Here is an 18,383-nt window from a genome sequence, read left to right as displayed (position 1 = left end):
TCGGTCAGCGCAGCAGGGTGCGGGCTATCGGGTCGTCGTCCTCGCCGGGGGCGGGGCGGGCGGTGACGTGTTCTTGCAGCAGGGAGCCGAGGAGTTCGGCCTCGTGCTCGTCGGGTTCGGCGTACTTCGTGCGGCCCAGGAGGGCGCGCACCAGGGCCGGGTCCAGGTCGGGGACCAGACCGCCCAGGTCACCGACCGGGTTCGCCTCGTCGCGGTGTCCGCGCAGGATGTGCGCGAACTCGTGGCCGATGATCACATCGGCGTGGGCGGTGCTCGTGTCCGCGTCGAAGAAGATGTGGTCGGTGGTGTCCGTGCCCAGCCACATCCCGCAGGGCGCCTGCGCGTCGAGGGCCTCGGGCATCTCGTCGTGCGCGACCGGGATCAGCTTGACCGGGCGGCCGGTCCACGCCTCGATGAAGGGCACCAGATCGCGGACACTGGCGACGGCCGGCAGATCCAGGGAGTCGAGGAAGGCGCGGCTGCGGTCGTAGACCTGGGCGCGCCGCGCCGCGTCGGGGTCGGCGTCCTCGGGGGCCCCGGACGGGTCGGGGACCGCGGTCCTGCGGGTCTTGCGGCGCCACATGGTCGGTCCCTTCTGCCGGTGGGGGGCGGTGATCGCGGCGGTTGGCCGTCACGGGCGGCCGGTGGGGTCGTCGTCCGGTTCGGCGGGCAGCCCCTCGGCCTCCCGCGCGATGTCGACCATCTTCAGCAGGGCGTCCTGCCGCGCGGGCGACAGGCCCCGCATCCGCATCGCGACCTTCTTCACCCCGCTCTCCCTGAGCGACTCGACCAGGGCGAACTGCCTGAGGATCTTCTCCGTGTCCTCGTCCTCGACCAGGAAGGACGCGGGGACCGAGAAGAACTGCGCGAGCAGCCGCGCGATCGCGATGCTGGGGTTGGGCCGCTCGCCCTCCCGCAGCTGCGCGAGGTACGTGGACGTCAAGGAGCCCTTGCCGGTCTCGGCGATCTTCTTGGCGACGTAGCTGTGCCGGTACTCGCCGGTCCTGGGGTTGGCGGCGGCCTTGTCGTCCGCCGCCGGCCGGAACCGGTCGAAGAGGTAGTTCAGCCGCTCGGCGAACGTCGAGGACGGCCCCGGCATGGGCACCGGTTCCCTCGGCGGCCGGGCTGAACCGGCGTCCTGGGGCGTTCCTTCGGGCACGGCGGGACGTCTCCTCTGCGGTCTGAACAATAGTTGACTATGGCAGAGGAGAGAGCGGTGTTCAATGCGTTGAACGCAACTATTGTTGATTCTTGAGGGGCCGTCAGGCCGCCGAGGGCTGCCCGTTGCCGTTGTGCTCGTCGTCCTCGGGGAGCTTGCAGACCCGTTCGAGGAACAGGGCCGCCGCTATCACCGCGAGCCCCGCCAGGACCGAGAAGCCGGCGTAGATGGCCTGGTCACGGCGGGCCGGGAGATCCAGCAGCTCCAGCAGGAACACCCCCGTGCCGCCGTACATCCCGGCGACCAGGGCGGCCACCAGGGCGCTCGCCTGGCCGAAGACGACCGCGCGGGCGGCCATCAGCGGATCGACCCCCTTGGCGCCCGCGACCCGCTCGCGCTGGGCCTTCAGACGGGCGCGGATCGAGAGCGCGGTGGCCAGCAGGACCACGGCGATCAGGGCCAGGACGATCGGCGCGGCCAGAGGGACGCTGGGGAGGGTCCCGAACGAGTTCCAGAGGCGGGCCCCCGCCCAGGACAGGACACCGGCCACGGCGAACACGCCGGCCAGCAACCTGATGCGCAGCTCTCTCACAGCGTCCCTTCAGCTACCCCAGCCGCCGCGGCCGGCCCGCGACAAGTGGTCGTACTGACCTTAACGACTATGAGGGCAGGTGGAGTTCCAGGTCCGCGCGGGGCACGACACCATTCAGGCCGACCCCGGCGAGCAGCTCACCGACACCGCCGAGACCCGGCAACTGGGCCTCCGGATCGACGTCGTACCAGGGCGCCAGGACGAAAGCACGCTCATGCGCGCGCGGGTGCGGGAGCGTCAGCCGCGGGTCGTCGTCGACGACGTTCGCGTACGACACGATGTCCACGTCCAGCGTGCGCGCGCCCCAGCGCTCGTCCCGCACCCGGTCGAAGGCGTCCTCCACCGCGTGCGCCCGCTCCAGCAGCGACGACGGGGGCAGCGTCGTCTTCAGGACCACCACCGCGTTGAAGTACGACGGCTGGCTGCCCGGCTCGACACCCCAGGGCTCCGTCTCGTACACCGGCGACACGGCCTTGATCCGCACCCCCGGAGTGTCCTCCAGCGCGTCGACGGCCCCCTGGAGCGTCTCCAGCCGGTTGCCCAGATTGGAGCCCAGGGAGATCACCGCGCGCTGCGGGTTGTGCAGCGTGCTGTCGGCGGCGTCGACCTGCTCGACGACGGACGCGGGCACCGGCTGCACGGTCGGGTCGACGGGGCCGGGGACGTAGGACTGGTTCATGTACGGCTCCGGGTGATCGTGACGGTCACGTCGTCGAAGGGGACCGTGATCGGCGCGTCGGGCTTGTGCACGCGGACCTCGACCTCCTGGACCAGGTCATGCGCCAGGCAGGCGCGCGCGATGCGCTCGGCGAGCGTCTCGATGAGGTTGACGGGCTCGCCCTGGACGACGGCCACCACCTCCTCGGCGACGATGCCGTAGTGAACGGTCTTCGTCAGGTCGTCGTCCGCCGCGGCCGGGCGGGTGTCCAGACCCAGCACGAGGTCCACGACGAAGGTCTGCCCCTCCTCGCGCTCCTTGGGGAACACCCCGTGGTGCCCGCGGGCCTTCAGGCCGCGCAGCGCGACACGATCCACGCGAATCACTCCTGCAAGTCGTCGGTTGGCGGACGGCCGCCGCCCATACCCCGGGTGGCTCACCGGCCTCGAACGAATCTACCCGCGAGCACTGACAGCGCCGGTCCGCGGCGGGCGCGGGGCCGGGACGGGGCGCAAGGGGCGCTTCACCGACTCCCTTGACGCGTCCGCCCGCTGACGGGTCGGAAGCCCCGCCTACCCACGGGTTCGTGATTCCAACCACTTCTTGGTTCGTGTGGGGGGAGGGGGTGGGGCTGGGGTGGTGGGGTGGGGGGGCGGTGTGTCTGCGCGGTCATGTCTGCGTAGTCATGTCTGCGCTGCCATGTCTACGGCGGCGCGCCTAGGGCGACGGCGTCTCCTCGTCGTCGTCCTCCTCGTTCTCGGCCAGCACCGGCGACGCGTGATGCGACCACAGCTTCCAGCCGTCGGAGGTGCGGCGGAAGACGTTCGTGGCGACGACGAGCTGTCCGACCAGCGGCCCCAGCTCCTCCCCGGCGGCCGGCGCGGGCCCGCCGCTGAGGATGTTCTCCGTGCAGGTCACCAGGGCCGTGTCCCCGGTCACCGACACATGGACGTCCGTCAGGAAGAACTGGATGTAGTCGGTGTTCGCCATGATCAGCGCGTACGACCGCAGCACCTCGCCGCGCCCGGTGAGCACCGGCCAGCCGGGGTGCACGCAGGAGACGACGCCGACGTCCGCCGGGTCGTGGTACTCCTCGTCGACGCCCAGGTCGGACGGGGTGAGCCAGAGCCCCGAGAGCCCCTCGAAGTCGCCGCGCTCCAGCGTCTCGTAGAAGGCGGTGTTCGCGGCCTCGACCTGCTCGACGTCCGTGTGGGGCGCGCTCACCGCTCTCCTTCGGGGGTGCCGGGGGCGGTGACGGGGGCGGCGGAGCCGGAGGAGTCTTGGGGGCGCTCGATGCGCTGGGGGTGTTCGGCGTGCTCGGAATGCTGACGGCGGCCGATGTGCGCGCCCGGCGCTTGACCGGCCTCGCGCGCCCTCTCCACGGCGCGCGCGACGCGTACGGCGTCCATGGTCGCCCGCACCTCGTGCACCCGCACCGCCCAGGCGCCGGCCTGCGCGGCGAGCGCGGAGACGGCGGCCGTGGCGGCGTCCCGCTCGCGCGCGGGCGGGGGTGTGCCCTCGGGGCCGGCCAGGACATGGCCCAGGAAACGCTTGCGGGAGGCCGCGACCAGCAGGGGCAGCCCCAGGGCGTGCAGCCGGTCCAGGTGGGCCAGGAGCGCCAGGTCGTGCTCGGCGTTCTTGGAGAAGCCGAGACCGGGGTCGACGACGATCCGGTCCGCCGCGACGCCGCCGGCCAGCACGGCGTCCACGCGCGCGTGCAGCTCGTCCATGACTTCGGTGACGACGTCGGCGTACACGCCCGGGATGTTGCCGCCCTCGTTGAAGCCGCGCCAGTGCATCACGACGAAGGGGGCGCCCGAGGCGGCCACGGCCGGGATCATCGCCGGGTCGGCCAGGCCGCCGCTCACGTCGTTGACCAGGACCGCGCCGGCGGCCAGGGAGGCCTCGGCGACGGACGCGCGCATCGTGTCGACCGAGACGAGCACGCCCTCGGCGGCCAGGTCGCGCACCACGGGCACGACCCGGCGCAGCTCCTCCTCCTCGCCGACCCGCGCCGCCCCCGGCCGCGTGGACTCCCCGCCCACGTCGACCAGGTCCGCCCCCTCGGCCACCAGGCTCAGGCCCCGTTTCACGGCCTGCGCCGGATCGAACCAGCGACCGCCGTCGGAGAACGAGTCCGGCGTCACGTTCACGACGCCCATCACCGCGCAACGGTCCCACTCGGGAAGCCCGGCGACCCGCCCTCGCCCGCTCTGCTTGCTCATACGTTCAGCGTAGGCCCAGCGCTCCATCCACCACGCCCCCAGCCCCGGCTGAGCCCTCTTTGGCGGGAAAGGGCTTTCGGCCGGGGCTGGGGGAGGTGTATAGGGCGGGTGGGGGAGGGGGCGTGGGGACGAGTCCGTTCCGTCGTGGCGCGGACGTCGGGACGAGCCTGTTCCGTTGTGACGTAGGCGTCGCGACGATGCCGTTTCGTCGTCACGTGGACGGCTGCGTCGCGACGATACCGTCCCGTCCCCTCGGCACCCCTCTTACGCCGCCCGCACGTCCGTCTCCGCCACCGTGTGGCCGCAGGGGCGGGCCGGGCGGGTGGTGCGGCGCAGGAAGCGGGGGATCGGGAGCGCCAGGGTGACGAAGCCTTCGGCCTGCATGGCGGCGAAGCCGATGCGGGGGAGGTCGCCGGAGTTGCGGTAGACGACGAAGCGGGGCTCCCAGCGGGGCTGGAACTTGGCGTTGAACTTGTACAGGGACTCGATCTGGAACCAGCGGGAGAGGAACACCAGGAGGCCGCGCCAGGCGCGCAGGACGGGACCGGCGCCGATCTTCTCCCCGCGCGCGAGGGCGGAGCGGAACATGGCGAAGTTGAGCGACACGCGCGTGATGTTCAGCTTGGGCGCGGCCTGGAGGGCGGCGACGATCAGCAGCTCGTTCATGCCGGGGTCGGCGGCACGGTCGCGGCGCATGAGGTCCAGGGAGACGCCGTCGTTGCCCCAGGGGACGAAGTGCAGGATCGCTTTCAGGTCGCCGAAGGGCCCGGCGGCGTCGTCGGCCTTGTGGGCGGTCGCGATCAGGCAGTCGCCGTCGGAGGGGTCGCCGATGCGCCCCAGGGCCATCGAGAAGCCGCGCTCGGTGTCGGTGCCGCGCCACTCCTCGGCGGCCTGGCGGACGCGCTCCAGCTCGGCGTCACCGAGGTCACGGACCCGCCGTACGCGGGTTTCGTACCCGGCGCGCTCGATGCGCTTGACCATCTGCCGGACGTTGCGCATCGCGCGGCCGGCCAGTGAGAAATCCGCGACGTCGACCACCGCCTCGTCGCCGAGTTCGAGGGCGTCCAGGCCGGTCTCGCGGGTCCAGACCTCGCCGCCGGTCTCGGAGCAGCCCATGACGGCGGGCGTCCAGGAGTGCGCCTTGGCCTCGTCCATGAAGCGTTCGATGGCGCCGGGCCAGGCCTCGACGTCGCCGATGGGGTCGCCACTGGCGAGCATCACGCCGGAGACGACGCGGTAGGTGACGGCGGCCTTGCCGCTGGGGGAGAAGACGACGGCCTTGTCGCGGCGCAGCGCGAAGTGACCCAGGGAGTCGCGGCGGCCGTGCTTCTCCAGGAGGGCGCGCAGCTTGGCCTCGTCGTCCTCGGTGAGGCGGGCGGCGGGGTGCTCGGGGCGGAAGGCGAGGTAGATCGTCGTGACGGCCGTCAGGAGGCCCAGGGCGCCCAGGGAGAAGGCCACGGTCCAGGAAGTGCTCCCCATGTAGTCCACGGGCCCCTCGAAGCCGAACAGGCCGTACAGGACGTGCGTGAGGCGGTCCGCCAGACTCGGGTCGCCGACCATGCGCTTGCCGTGGACACTGACGATCACCAGGCCGAGCAGGACGGAGAAAGCAGCCATGAGGACGAAATTGGCGAGCGCCCGCCAGCGGCTGCGCGGGTCGGGCAGCGCGGCGAACTGGTCGCGGTGGCGGATCAGCGGCACCAGCAGGGCCAGCGAGATCAGCACGCCCACCAGGGAGTGCCGGTAACTGAACTGCGCCACCGCGCCGGCGGGCAGCAGGGCCACCGCCGCGCGCCAGGCGCGCCGCTTGCCCCGCTTGAGGCCGTGGGCGAGCAGCAGCAGCAGGATGCCCGCGCTCAGCGACAGCGCGGCGGCGAACGGCCCGAAGGAGCCCGGGAGCACCTCGGCCATCGTGTGCATCCGGCTGTGCCGGAACCGCGGGAAGACGGCCGCGGTCACGTCGACGAGGCCTACAAGGGCACACGCCCGTCCGATGAGCAGCGGCACGGACTCGGGGCGCGGTCCTCGCAGAACGCGCCGTACGCGGCTGTACTGGCTCGGAACCCGAACCGACATTTCCCCATCTTCCCTGACAGACATCGCATCCCGTAGTTCCGCGAGAGACCTGGATCCCGGCGCCTATTCGGGCATCCGGCGACATTGCGCCCTCTAGGACGGTGTCTAGGGGAGAGAGGTTCACTCCGCTCCCCAAAGCCGCTCCAAAGGTCAGGGAAAGTCCGGGACAAGGCCTCGCGAAAACGCGGGACGAACGTCCCGTTCCGGACGGAAAGCGCAGGCAGGAACACCTGATGGGTCTCACGAGCAAGAAAGTGCTGGTGCTGGCGGTCGTGGCCGCCGTACTGCTGTTCGTCGGCACGATATGGCTGTGGCCGCGGCTGGCGCGGCGCAGTGTGCCCGCCGTCGCCGGGCGCGTCGCCCTGATGCTCGCCACCCAGGTGATGCTGTTCGCGGCGGTCGGCCTGGCGGCCAACCAGGCTTTCGGTTTCTACGCCAGCTGGGCGGATCTCTTCGGCAAGGAGACCGACCAGGGGGTCGTCGTCGACCATGCCACGGGCCCCGACCGCAGCGCCTTGTCGGCGCAGCTCCAGGTGCTCGACCTCCAGCGCGTGGACGGCAGGGGCGGCAGCCCGCAGAAGGGCGGCCAGATCCAGAAGGTCGCGGTCATCGGCCGTACGACGCACATCACCTCGCCCGCGTACGTGTACCTGCCGCCGGAGTACTTCCAGTCGCAGTACCGCGCGCGGAGGTTCCCCGTCTCCGTCGTCCTCACGGGCTACCCCGGGACGGCCGAGGCGCTCGTCGACAAGCTGCACTATCCGCGCACCGCGCGGGACCTCGCCGAGGCGGGGAAGGCGCAGCCGATGATCCTGGTGATGCTGCGCCCCACGGTGGCGCCGCCGCGCGACACGGAGTGCGTGGACATCCCGGGCGGTCCGCAGACGGAGTCGTTCTTCGCCAAGGACCTGCCGGACGCGGTGGCCTCCCGCTACCGCGTCACCAAGGGCGCCGCGGGCTGGGGCGTCATCGGCGACTCCACGGGCGGCTACTGCGCCCTGAAGCTCGCCATGCACCACCCCGAGGCGTACGGCGCCGGCGCGGGCCTCTCGCCGTACTACACGGCGCCCAGTGACCCCACGACCGGCGACCTCTTCCAGGGCAATGCCACGCTGCGCAATGAGGCCGACCTGAAGTGGTACCTCAAGAACCGTCCCGCGCCGGACACTTCACTGCTCGTCACGACCAGCAAAGCCGGTGAAAGCAACTACAAGGCGACGCTCAAGTTCATCGACATGGTCAAGGCGACGAACAAGACCAGGATCTCGTCGATCATCCTCGACAGCGGGGGCCACAACTTCAACACATGGCGACGGGAGATTCCGGCGACCTTGCAGTGGATCAGCGGGCGGCTCGTGGAGCAGTAGGGGCTGCGGTCGCCCAAGGGGGCGCGGGCGGCTCCGCGCGTAGATGTCCGAATGGCCGCCCGTCGCCGTCCGGCCGGAAATGATCTTGGAATTCGCTCGGTACTCTCCCTGAGGGCGGCGGAGTTCGGCGGAATTCTTTTCCGGTGCCGTGCGAAGGTTTCGGGATGGCTGTGTTTTTCCGGGGCGGGGCGCCAACGTTCGCCTACGCGCGGTAAGTTTCTGGCCATGCCACGTGGACGTCACCGCCATTCCCCACCTCTGCACAGGCTGCTGCCTCCGTCGGCGATCGCAGGCGTCTCCCTTGTCTGCGCCTTCGGCCCCTGGCTGTTCTCCGATACGGGCACGCTCCGGATGATCGCCGCGTTCGCCGCGGCCGTCGCGGTCATCGGCGCGGCCGTCATGCGCCGCTGGGACGCGCACGCGGGCAAACAGGTCGCCGACCTCACGCACGCGCGGGTGAGCGACGAGTGGCGCTTCGAGGAGCGGGTCGCCGAGCTGGAGACCGACCTGGAGGAGTCCCGCGAACTGCGCGCCAAGCTGGAGCAGCGGCTGCGCGCCAAGCGGGCCGAACTCGCGGGCCTGCGCGGCGAGCACGCGGCCCTGCTGCGCCGCTACGCCACCGCCGAGACCGAGCGGGCGAGCGCGCTGGAGGGCCGCCGCCTGCTGGAGATAGAGAACACCGCGCCCGCCGACGGGCAGGACGGGTCCGAGAAGGCGCCTGAGGCGGTCGGGGAGGCCCCGAAGGCTCCGGCCGCGGGGATCTTCTCCCCCGAGGGCTCCCAGCTGTTCCTGCGCGCCAACGACGCCCTCGACCGGCTCGGTGGCGGCAAGGGCGAGGAGAAGACCGGGACCGTCGGCAAGAAGGCCGTCGCGTCGGAGAAGCAGCAGAAGCCGGAGAAGTCCGGCAAGGGGCCCGGCGACGAACCCGGCGGCGCGGCCGGCAAGGAATCCGCGCGGGAGGACGACGCCCAGGGGAAGCCCGAGGCGGCCGACGGGCACACGCGCGCGGTCGCCGGGGAACAGGGCGGCGAGGACCTGGGAAAAGCCGGCGCCCGCCAGAGCGCTGGCGAGACCTCGACCTCCTACGGCGTAGCGGCACTTGAGGTCGCGGCCCCCGCGGGCGCCCTGGCCCGCCGTCCCGCCGGGCACTACGCGGTGCCGACCGCCGTCGCCGTCGTACCGGCCGCGGAGCCGGTGCGCCGCGCCATGATCCAGGGCGGGTTCGACTTCTTCGGCACGAAGCGGCCGGAGGGCCCGGACGCGCTGGAGGCCGTGCAGAACGAGGACCTCGCCGACGTCGTCGGCCAGGAGGCGCTCGCGCTGCACAAGGCCGAGGCCGAGGCGGAGTTCAAGCCGGTCGACGAGAAGGCGCGCGGCGTCGGCCAGGTCATCGACCTGACCGCGCACGACGAGACCGAGCAGCTCGACCTCCAGGGACTGCGCAGCGCCGTCTCCTGACGCGTCGTGAGAAGGGCCGTACGACTTGGTCGTACGGCCCTTTTTTCACGTCGGGAGCCGAGGGGCGTTCCCTTCTGGCGTTCTCCGGCTCACGTCATCCAGCGGTCGGGCCGGGCGTCGCGGCGGCCGGTGCGGGAGCGCTCGGCCTGCGCCAGCAGCAACTCCGCGGCCTCCTGAGCGTCCCTCAGGCGGGCCGTGACGGTCTCGTTGGCCCCCGTGTCCACGCGGACGCTCGCGAGCCGCCACAGGCGCGACCAGGGGCCTTGAGTGAGGCGCACGCTCTGGACCTTGGCGTGCGGGACGAGGGACAGCTTGCGGCGCAGCAGGCCGTGCCGGGCCGCGAACACCGCGTCCGTGACCACCAGTCCGTACCCGCGCCACCACCACGGGACGACCCGTCCGGCCCGCCCAGGCGGCCGGGACAACTCGTGCGCCCCGGGCACGCGCACGCCGGGCAGCACCCGCGCTATCACCGCCTCCGCCGCCGCGCGCGGGGCGACCGGCACCAGAACCGAGTTGTCCGAACCGGCCACGTCCAGCTCGACGCGCACCCAGCCCAGCCGCCGCCACAGCAGCGGCTCCACGATCCGCACGGTCTGCACCCGGCCCGGCGGCACGGTCTCGTGCGAGCGGTCCAGCAGCCCGTGGTCCAGCCGCAGCCCGTCCGGGGACTCGCCGACCGTCCAGTCGTACTCCGTGAGGAACGGGCCCACGCTGCCCGCGGCGGCGGCGCCCAGCATCGGCAGGGCGGTCGCCAGGGCGGCCCACCCGTTGACGGCCGTCCACAGCAGCGGGACCGTGACGAGCGCGCCCAGCAGGGCCACCCAGGTGCCGCCGGTCAGCAGCCGGGATATCGCCAGCTCGCGCGGGGGCACCCGCAGCAGCTCCAGGGTGGGCGCCTCGCCCAAGGTGTGGGCCGTCTCCGGCGCGAACCCGGCCGCGCGCGCGAGGAGTTCGGCCCGCAGCGCCTGGGCCTCCCGCTCGCCCAGGTAGGCCAGCTCGTCCTTGTCGTCGGTCCCTATGACGTCGAGCCGCAGCTTCGCCACGCCCACCACGCGCGCGAGGAGCGGCCGTGAGACGTCGATCGCCTGCACCCGCTCCAGCCGGATGTGCGCGGTGCGCCGGAACAACAGGCCCGTACGGATGCGCAATTCGGTGTCGGTCACCGCGAAGTGCGTGAACCACCAGCTGAGGAAGCCGTACAGGGCGGACGCGGGTATCAGCACCGCCAGCGCGATCAGCAAGGTGGTCGTGGTCAGCCGGGTCAGCTGCTGCTGGGCCTGGTTCGGGTCGTGCACCGCCCAGCCCACGAGCACCGCCACGGGCGCCCACGCCCGCCGCAGCGGCGTCACCGGATGCAGCCGCCGCTCCCCGTCCCCCGACGCCTCCTGAGGCCCCTCAGAGCCCTTCCCGAGGCCTATGGCACCGTCGGCGCCCGGCGTCGTCACAGGCCCGCCGATCGGGCCTCGCCGAGCGCCGTGAGCCGGTCGCGCAGCCGCTCGGCCTCCGCCGGGTCCAGCCCCGGGATGGCCGCGTCGGTCGCGGCGGCGGCCGTGTGCAACTGCACGCTGGCCAGCCCGAACCAGCGCTCCACGGGCCCCGAGGTGACCTCCACGAGCTGCATCCGCCCGTACGGCACGACCGTCTCCTCCCGCCACAGCACACCCCGGCTGATCAGCAGGTCGTCGGCGCGCTCGGCGTACCGCCACGAACGCCAGTTGCGGCCGAGCAGGACCCAGCACCAGGCGGCCAGTACCACCGGCAGCAGGGCGAACGCGGCCCACGAAGGACCTATGAACATCCCGAGTGTCACCCCCAGGGCGACGGCCGCGAGGCCCAGCCACACCACCAGCAACAGCCGCCGCATGCGCAGCAGTCCCGGCGGCAACCCCGTCCACACCGGCTCAGGTCCGGCCGTCTGCGTGCCCTGCGGGCTCCCCGTCTCCATGCCGCCAGCGTACGTAGGGGAAACTGGGCCCATGACTCCCACGACGGAGACCACGGTCGGCATCGGCGGCGCCGCGGAGAGCACCGACATGGTGCTCAACATCGGCCCCCAGCACCCCTCCACGCACGGTGTGCTGAGGCTGCGGCTGGTGCTGGACGGCGAGCGCATCGTGCGCGCGGAGCCGGTCATCGGCTACATGCACCGGGGCGCGGAGAAGCTGTTCGAGGCCCGTGACTACCGGCAGATCATCATGCTGGCCAACCGGCACGACTGGCTGTCGGCGTTCTCCAACGAACTCGGCGTCGTCCTCGCGGTGGAGCGCATGCTCGGCATGGAGGTGCCCCCGCGCGCGGTGTGGCTGCGCACCCTGCTCGCCGAGCTGAACCGGGTCCTCAACCACCTGATGTTCCTCGGCTCGTACCCGCTGGAACTCGGCGGGATCACACCGGTGTTCTACGCGTTCCGGGAGCGCGAGACCCTCCAGAACGTCATGGAGGAGGTCTCCGGCGGACGCATGCACTACATGTTCAACCGCGTCGGCGGCCTCAAGGAGGACCTCCCCGCCGGCTGGACCTCCCGCGCGCGTACGGCCGTCGCCGCCGTCCGCTCCCGCATGGACGTCTTCGACGACCTGGTCCTCGGCAACGAGATCTTCCGGGGCCGCACCCGCGCGGTGGGCACCCTCTCCCCGGAGGCCGTCCACGCGTACGGCGTCAGCGGCCCCATCGCGCGCGCGTCGGGCGTCGACTTCGACCTGCGCCGCGACGAGCCCTACCTCGCGTACGGCGAACTCCAGGACGTCCTCAAGGTCGTCACCGGGACGGAAGGGGACTGCCTGGCCCGCTTCGAGTGCCTTCTCGGGCAGACCCACAACGCCCTCGACCTCGCCGACGCCTGCCTCGACCGCCTCGCCGACCTCCCGCCGGGCCCGGTCAACCAGCGCCTGCCCAAGGTCCTCAAGGCACCCGAGGGCCACACCTACGCCTGGACCGAGAACCCCCTGGGCATCAACGGCTACTACCTCGTGAGCAAGGGCGAGAAGACCCCGTACCGCCTCAAGCTGCGCTCCGCGTCGTACAACAACATCCAGGCGCTCGCCGAACTGCTGCCGGGGACGCTGATCGCGGACATGGTGGCGATCCTGGGGTCGATGTTCTTCGTGGTGGGGGACATCGACAAGTAGGGCCGCGGCCTGGGGAGCCGGGGACACCGGGCCGGCGCCCGCTACACGGCGAACGGGTTCGGGATCCCGACCGGCTGGGTCAGCCAGCCGAAGTCGCCCAGGCCGCCCCGCGCGGTGATCTCCGCGGCCTCCCCCGCGTGCGCGAGGCCGCGGACGTACGCGGTGGGGTCGGTGGACGCGAGCGAGAGGGGCGGCCGGACGCCCGAGACGCCCAGGGCCCGCAGGGCGGCGTGCTGGGGGAGGGTCAGCGCGGGTTCCGAGGCCGCCTCCTCGCCCGCCCGCGCGCAGGCGTCCACGGCGACGTGCGCCGTGATGTCACAGGTGCCGTCCGGGACGGGCGCCGTCTCCCGGCCCTCGCGGAAGCCGGTGAGCGTGCCGAACGGCGGCCGGGAGGCGGCCGTGTGGACGTAGTCGACCGCCACCGCGAGCCCCCCGTCGAGCCGTGAGACGACGGACGCCCACGCCTCGTCCCGGGGCAGCCCGATCTCGCCGCGCAGCCCCACAGCGCCCTCCAGCGGCCACCAGCGGGCCAGCCAGCTTGCCTCGGCCCCCGACACCGGCGGGCCCGGCTGCTCGGTGCCGTCGGGGCGCACGAGGACGATCCGGGTGACCCCGGCGGCGTCGGTCTCGGCGACCTCCACGGGCACGTTGTCCAGCCACTCGTTGGCGAACAGCAGCCCGGTGATCCGCGCGGGCGGCTCGGACAGCCACGTGATCCGGTCCGGCAGACCGGCCGGGCGCTCGGCGAGGTCGACGCCGTACGCGCGCGTCCGCGCGGACACCTCCGCCGGCAGGACGGCCAGCACGCCCGCGGCCAGCTCCCCGCGGCCCGCGCCCATGTCGACGAAGTCCAGGACGTCGGGCCGGCCCAGGGCTTCGTCGACATGGCACAGCAGCAGGGCCACCGCGCGCGCGTACAGCGGGGAGGCGTGCACGGACGTGCGGAAGTGCCCGGCGGGGCCCTCCGGTCCGCGGTAGAAGCCACCGGGGCCGTACAGGGCGTTCTCGGCGGCTTCCCGCCAGCCGTGCCAGCCACCGTCCACGCCCGTCACCTCGTCCGTCATCCGGACAGACTAGGCGCACAGGTGATCACTCCCTCCACCTTGCGGAGTACACGTAGGGGGGTCGGATCGGTCCTCCGGTTGACCCCCACCCGCATCACGCTTCCCTACGCTGGGTTACGTGCAGCGCCTCTATGACTTCCTCCGCAGGCACCCGACATGGGTGGACGGCCTCTGGGCCGTCATCCTGTTCGGGTTCGCCGCTGCCATGGAGACCTCGCGCGACCGGTCCGCCAGCATGGGCGCGCCGGTGCTGGTCGTCCCCGTGGTGGTGCTGCTGTCCCTGGTGGTCGGGCTGCGCCGGCGCTGGCCCGAGGCCATGCTGCTGCTCGCGGCGGCCGTGGGCTGCGCCCAGCTGGTCCTGGGCGTCGAGGTCGGTGTCGCCGACTTCGCGATGCTGGTGATCGTCTACACGGTCGCCACGACCGGCGCCCGCTGGGCCTCCCGCGCGGCGCTCGGCATGGGCCTGGGGGCGGCCTGCGCCGCCCAGCTGCGCTGGCCGCAGGAGGGCATGGGGGCCGCGACCGGCTTCGTGGTCATCGTCTTCCAGACCGTGCCGTTCGTCCTCGCGTGGGTGCTCGGCGACTCGATGCGCACCAGGCGCGCCTATCTCGCCCAGCTGGAGGAGCGCGCGGCCCGCCTGGAGCGCGAGCGCGAGGCGCAGGCGAAGGTCGCGGTTGCCGCCGAGCGCGCCCGCATCGCGCGCGAGCTGCACGACGTCGTCGCCCACAACGTGTCCGTGATGGTCGTCCAGGCCGACGGCGCCGCCTACGTCATGGACGCCGCCCCCGACCAGGCCAAGAAGGCCCTGGAGACGATCTCGTCGACCGGCCGCCAGGCCCTCGCGGAGATGCGCCGCCTGCTGGGCGTCCTGCGCACCGGGGAGCCCAAGGAGGGCGGCGAGTACGTGCCGCAGCCGGACGTCGAGCAGATCGAGGAGCTCGTCAAGCAGTGCCGGGGCTCCGGTCTGGCGGTCGACTTCAAGGTCGAGGGCACCCCGCGCCCGCTGCCCAGCGGCGTCGAGCTGACGGCGTACCGGATCGTCCAGGAGGCCCTGACCAACACCCGCAAGCACGGCGGGCCCAACGCGGGCGCCAGTGTGCGGCTGGTCTACTTCGACGACGGCCTGGGGCTGCTCGTCGAGGACGACGGCAAGGGCGCTCCCCACGAGCTGTACGAGGAGGGCGGTGCCGACGGCCGGGGGCACGGTCTGATAGGCATGCGCGAACGCGTCGGCATGGTCGGCGGCACCCTGGACGCCGGTCCGCGTCCCGGCGGAGGATTCCGCATCAGTGCCCTCCTGCCGCTGAAACCGGCGCATTAGAAGCCTCCGCACGCCCCTCGCTGACACCTGTCACGCCCCCGAAGAAGACTCACGGAAGAGGACCCGATGACGATCCGCGTGATGCTCGTCGACGACCAGGTGCTGCTGCGCACCGGGTTCCGGATGGTGCTCGCCGCCCAGCCGGACATGGAGGTCGTCGCGGAGGCCGGTGACGGGGTCGAGGCGCTCCAGGTGCTGGGCGCCCAGGAGGTCGACGTCGTCCTGATGGACGTCCGCATGCCGAAGCTGGACGGCGTGGAGACCACGCGCCGCATCTGCGCGCAGCCGGACCCGCCGAAGGTGCTCATCCTGACCACGTTCGACCTCGACGAGTACGCCTTCTCGGGGCTGAAGGCGGGCGCCTCAGGGTTCATGCTCAAGGACGTGCCCCCGGGGGAGCTGCTCACCGCGATCCGCTCCGTGCACAGCGGTGACGCCGTCGTCGCCCCCTCCACGACCCGCCGCCTCCTGGACCGGTTCGCGCCGATGCTGCCGAGCGCGGGCCGCTCGCCGGAGCACAAGGAGCTCCAGCGGCTCACCGAGCGCGAGCGCGAGGTCATGGTCCTGGTCGCCCAGGGGCTGTCCAACGGGGAGATCGCGGGCCGTCTCGTGCTGTCCGAGGCGACCGTGAAGACCCATGTCGGCCGCATCCTGACCAAGCTGGGGCTGCGCGACCGGGTGCAGGTCGTCGTCCTCGCGTATGAGACGGGGCTGGTCCGCGCGGGCGGCGGGCACGGCTGACGCTCCTTTAAGGCTGACGCTCCTTTAAGAGGGCCGCTCACGCTCCTTGAGAGCCCTATAGAGGGCGCCTACCTGAGGATGCCCTCCAGGAAGTCGCTGCCCAGGCGGGCGACCAGGGCGACGTCCAGCTGATGCAGCACATAGCGCCCGCGCCTGCGGGTCGTGATGAGCCCGGCCTTCTTCATCGCCGCGAGGTGCCGGGATATCTCCGGCGCCGACAGGCCGTGGATGCGGGCCAGCTCGGTCGTCGTGTACGCGCTGCGCGCCAGGTTGCGCGACAGCTGCATGCGCACCGGGTGGGAGAGGGCGGCCATCCTCAAGGTGAGCTGTTCGACCGACGGCGGGGACACCGGGGCGGGGGAGTGCACCGGGTAGTGCAGCACGGGCTGCCAGCCGTGCCGGTGCAGGACGTTCAGATGGGGCCGCCCCAGGCTCGTTGGGATCAGCAGCAGCCCGCCGCCCCGGGTGTCCGTACGGCTGCGCACCAGCTTGTCGACGACGATCCGGCTGCCGTCCTCGTCCAGCCGCACCGCCGGGGACACCGCCGCGAACGCCTCCGCCGGGCCGCGCCTGCGCAGCAGCTGCGTCTTGTGGCGCGCGTCGGCCGCCAGCTGATGGCCGAGCCGGTCCCAGGCGTCCGCGAAGAACGCCTCGTCGCAGTCCTCCAGGAAGCGCCGCAGCCACGCGCGCACGCCGGGCGGGTCGTCGAGCACCCGCTGTGTGAACCGCAGTTGCAGGGGCCCGCGCGAGGCGGCCAGCTCCAGGGCGCGGGCACGCAAGGAGGCGTCCTGGAGGATGCCGGGGGACGTCGACTCGCAGGTCGGGCAGGCGAACTCCAGGGCCGCGTCCACGAACTGGTCGTCCGGCAGCCTGTCCAGCAGCGCCAGGTCCTCGGCCAGGGTCCCGCCCGGGAGCGCGCCGGGGATGCCCGCGCAGGCCAGGAACAGGTCCGAGAACACCGTCCGCCACAGGAAGTCGGCCTCGCACATCCGGTCGGCCAGATGCGGGTCCAGGCCCGCCATGACGCCTGCGGCCCAGCCCTGGAGCCCCGGATGATGGCCCGGCTCCGACAGCGTGTGCAGCGCCATGCCGAGTTCGGCCAGGGGCGACGGGACGAAGGCCACCTGCTCGGGCCGGAGCTCGGCGACGTCGATGCTCACGCTCATGGCCCCATGGTGCACCCCGCCACTGACAACGCCCCCGCGACCGGCACCCCGGCCGACCGGCACCCCTGCCCACCCCGCACCGCCCCTCAGCCCGCCGCCGGCTCCAGCCGCCGCACGAACTCCAGGGCCGCCTCCTTCACGTCCCGCACGCCCCACTCCAGCCCGGCCGCCCGCACCGACACCTCCGTGTACGCGAGCCCCGGCCCACCCCGCTCCCAGGCGTCCGAGAACAGCAGGGTGCCGCTCTCCTCGCCCTGCCGGACGGCCGCCTCCGCCAGGACGTCCGCGTCGTACGGCAGCCAGACCTGGAACTCGTGGGTGTGCGGGACCTCCGGGTGCACGCGCGCCCAGGGCACCCCGGCCGCGGCGAACCCCTCGCGCAGCGCGTCGGCCACCACGCGCGCGTGGGCGACGTACTCCGGCAGCCGGGGCAGCTCCCGCTCCAGGCCCGCCAGGGCGGTCAGGGCCGCCGGGAACTGGTGGAAGAGCATCCCGCCGTACCGGTGCCGCCACACCCTGGCCTCGTCCGCCAGCGTGCGCGGACCGGCCAGCGCGGCCCCGCTGAGCCCGCCCAGGGACTTGTAGAACGACACGTAGACGCTGTCCGCGAGCCCCGCGATCTCCTCCAGGGGACGGCCCAGGTGGACGGTCGACTCCCACAGGCGCGCGCCGTCGAAGTGCACCACCGCGTCGCGCTCCCGCGCGGCGGCCACCGTGGCGGTCAGCTCCTCCCAGGTGGGCAGCACGAAACCGGCGTCCCGCAACGGCAGTTCGAGCGCGAGCGTCCCGAAGGGCTCCTCCAGCTCGCGCACCTCCCGCGCGGTCGGCGTCCGCGGCTCCCGTGTGGGATGCACCGGACGCAGCCCGGACACCTGGGCGAGCGCGCCCCGCTCGTGCACCTCCAGATGGGCCAGCGGATGCACCGCCACCACCGGGTTGCCGGTACGTCCCGCCCAGCAGCGCAGGGCGACCTGCTGGGCCATCGTCCCCGTCGGGAAGAACACGGCCGCCTCCGTGCCGAGCAGCCCGGCGACCCGCTCCTCCAGGGCGGTCACCACGCCGTTGCCGTACACATCCGCGCGCTCGTCCAGGTCGTACACCTCGGCCGCGTCCTGAAGATGCTCCAGCCGCTCGCGCAAGGAGGCGCGGTGCAGGGGGCGGGACAGGACGCGGGCGGCTTCGCGCTGGGCCGCCGCGCGGCGTTCACGCAGCTCCTCGCGCGGGGAGGGGATCTCTTGCCCGTGCGGGCCGGGGTCGTAGGTCATGCCCCGGATGATGCCGCGCCCCGCCCGCACGGACACCCGGGTTTTCCACAGACCGTACGGCCGGTACGACGAACACCCACAGCCTGTGGACGACGAGATGGCCCGCGGAACAGATCGCGTTAACATGACGAGAAATCGTCCGGTACCCAGATGCGGACTG

General features: G+C 72.6%; 18 protein-coding genes. 5 read left to right on the top strand and 13 right to left on the bottom strand.

All coding sequences use genetic code 11. The features are described from left to right. Positions 1-4: 4 nt before the first annotated feature. The 8 genes from ACYUD3_RS04885 to ACYUD3_RS04850 all read right to left on the bottom strand — a co-directional run bounded on the left by ACYUD3_RS04885 (position 5) and on the right by ACYUD3_RS04850 (position 6,710). On the bottom strand, positions 5-583 hold the full coding sequence (locus ACYUD3_RS04885) for a hypothetical protein (protein ID WP_470964159.1): 579 nt from the start codon (positions 581-583) through the stop codon (positions 5-7). Between the two features lie 48 nt (positions 584-631). Beyond that, positions 632-1,099, bottom strand: a complete 468-nt coding sequence (locus ACYUD3_RS04880) for a hypothetical protein (protein WP_470964155.1) — start codon at positions 1,097-1,099, stop codon at positions 632-634. Between the two features lie 163 nt (positions 1,100-1,262). Then, positions 1,263-1,751, bottom strand: a complete 489-nt coding sequence (locus ACYUD3_RS04875; RefSeq protein WP_470964152.1) for a DUF3180 domain-containing protein — start codon at positions 1,749-1,751, stop codon at positions 1,263-1,265. Positions 1,752-1,818: 67 nt separating this feature from the next. Further along, positions 1,819-2,430 carry a 2-amino-4-hydroxy-6-hydroxymethyldihydropteridine diphosphokinase gene (gene folK, locus ACYUD3_RS04870; protein WP_470964149.1) on the bottom strand — a complete coding sequence of 204 codons (612 nt, stop codon included), beginning with the start codon at positions 2,428-2,430 and terminating at the stop codon, positions 1,819-1,821. Beyond that, a complete protein-coding gene (gene folB, locus ACYUD3_RS04865) occupies positions 2,427-2,786 on the bottom strand; it encodes a dihydroneopterin aldolase (protein WP_470964147.1) in 360 nt (119 codons plus the stop codon). Before folB ends, folK begins: the two co-directional genes overlap by 4 nt. A gap of 340 nt (positions 2,787-3,126) precedes the next feature. Then, positions 3,127-3,633 carry a nuclear transport factor 2 family protein gene (locus ACYUD3_RS04860; RefSeq protein WP_470964144.1) on the bottom strand — a complete coding sequence of 169 codons (507 nt, stop codon included), beginning with the start codon at positions 3,631-3,633 and terminating at the stop codon, positions 3,127-3,129. Beyond that, positions 3,630-4,634, bottom strand: a complete 1,005-nt coding sequence (gene folP, locus ACYUD3_RS04855) for a dihydropteroate synthase (protein ID WP_470964140.1) — start codon at positions 4,632-4,634, stop codon at positions 3,630-3,632. The genes ACYUD3_RS04860 and folP overlap by 4 nt, the downstream gene beginning before the upstream one ends. A 264-nt stretch (positions 4,635-4,898) precedes the next feature. Next, positions 4,899-6,710, bottom strand: coding sequence for a phosphatidylglycerol lysyltransferase domain-containing protein (locus ACYUD3_RS04850; RefSeq protein ID WP_470964137.1), 1,812 nt, complete (start codon positions 6,708-6,710; stop codon positions 4,899-4,901). Between the two features lie 233 nt (positions 6,711-6,943). Here ACYUD3_RS04850 and ACYUD3_RS04845 point away from each other — a divergent pair, with 233 nt between their 5' ends. Together ACYUD3_RS04845 and ACYUD3_RS04840 are read left to right on the top strand one after the other, a co-directional pair. Continuing rightward, complete coding sequence (locus ACYUD3_RS04845; RefSeq protein WP_470964134.1) at positions 6,944-8,077, top strand: alpha/beta hydrolase; 1,134 nt, start codon at positions 6,944-6,946, stop codon at positions 8,075-8,077. A 225-nt stretch (positions 8,078-8,302) separates the two neighbouring features. After that, the gene (locus tag ACYUD3_RS04840; protein ID WP_470964132.1) at positions 8,303-9,535 is read left to right on the top strand and encodes a hypothetical protein; all 1,233 of its coding nucleotides are present in this window, start codon (positions 8,303-8,305) and stop codon (positions 9,533-9,535) included. Positions 9,536-9,624: 89 nt separating this feature from the next. Here ACYUD3_RS04840 and ACYUD3_RS04835 read toward each other — a convergent pair whose 3' ends face one another. Continuing rightward, positions 9,625-10,983, bottom strand: coding sequence for a PH domain-containing protein (locus tag ACYUD3_RS04835; protein WP_470964129.1), 1,359 nt, complete (start codon positions 10,981-10,983; stop codon positions 9,625-9,627). Then, on the bottom strand, positions 10,980-11,483 hold the full coding sequence (locus ACYUD3_RS04830) for a PH domain-containing protein (RefSeq protein WP_470964126.1): 504 nt from the start codon (positions 11,481-11,483) through the stop codon (positions 10,980-10,982). The genes ACYUD3_RS04835 and ACYUD3_RS04830 overlap by 4 nt, the downstream gene beginning before the upstream one ends. A gap of 31 nt (positions 11,484-11,514) precedes the next feature. Between ACYUD3_RS04830 and ACYUD3_RS04825 the strand changes: the two genes are divergently transcribed. Beyond that, positions 11,515-12,666 carry an NADH-quinone oxidoreductase subunit D gene (locus ACYUD3_RS04825; RefSeq protein ID WP_470964123.1) on the top strand — a complete coding sequence of 384 codons (1,152 nt, stop codon included), beginning with the start codon at positions 11,515-11,517 and terminating at the stop codon, positions 12,664-12,666. A 41-nt stretch (positions 12,667-12,707) separates the two neighbouring features. Here ACYUD3_RS04825 and ACYUD3_RS04820 read toward each other — a convergent pair whose 3' ends face one another. Beyond that, positions 12,708-13,730, bottom strand: a complete 1,023-nt coding sequence (locus ACYUD3_RS04820; RefSeq protein WP_470964120.1) for an SAM-dependent methyltransferase — start codon at positions 13,728-13,730, stop codon at positions 12,708-12,710. Positions 13,731-13,848: 118 nt separating this feature from the next. Between ACYUD3_RS04820 and ACYUD3_RS04815 the strand changes: the two genes are divergently transcribed. Together ACYUD3_RS04815 and ACYUD3_RS04810 are read left to right on the top strand one after the other, a co-directional pair. Next, positions 13,849-15,051 carry a sensor histidine kinase gene (locus ACYUD3_RS04815; protein ID WP_470964117.1) on the top strand — a complete coding sequence of 401 codons (1,203 nt, stop codon included), beginning with the start codon at positions 13,849-13,851 and terminating at the stop codon, positions 15,049-15,051. Between the two features lie 66 nt (positions 15,052-15,117). Further along, a complete protein-coding gene (locus tag ACYUD3_RS04810; protein ID WP_470964114.1) occupies positions 15,118-15,792 on the top strand; it encodes a response regulator in 675 nt (224 codons plus the stop codon). A gap of 68 nt (positions 15,793-15,860) precedes the next feature. On the opposite strand, the gene ACYUD3_RS04805 is transcribed toward ACYUD3_RS04810, so the two are convergent. After that, positions 15,861-16,958, bottom strand: a complete 1,098-nt coding sequence (locus ACYUD3_RS04805; protein ID WP_470964112.1) for a DUF5937 family protein — start codon at positions 16,956-16,958, stop codon at positions 15,861-15,863. A gap of 86 nt (positions 16,959-17,044) precedes the next feature. Beyond that, positions 17,045-18,223, bottom strand: coding sequence for a threonine aldolase family protein (locus ACYUD3_RS04800; RefSeq protein WP_470964109.1), 1,179 nt, complete (start codon positions 18,221-18,223; stop codon positions 17,045-17,047). Positions 18,224-18,383: the final 160 nt, after the last annotated feature.

The organism is Streptomyces sp. AMJ-169, assembly GCF_055597585.1.
This window is presented reverse-complemented; position numbering and strand designations above follow the sequence as displayed.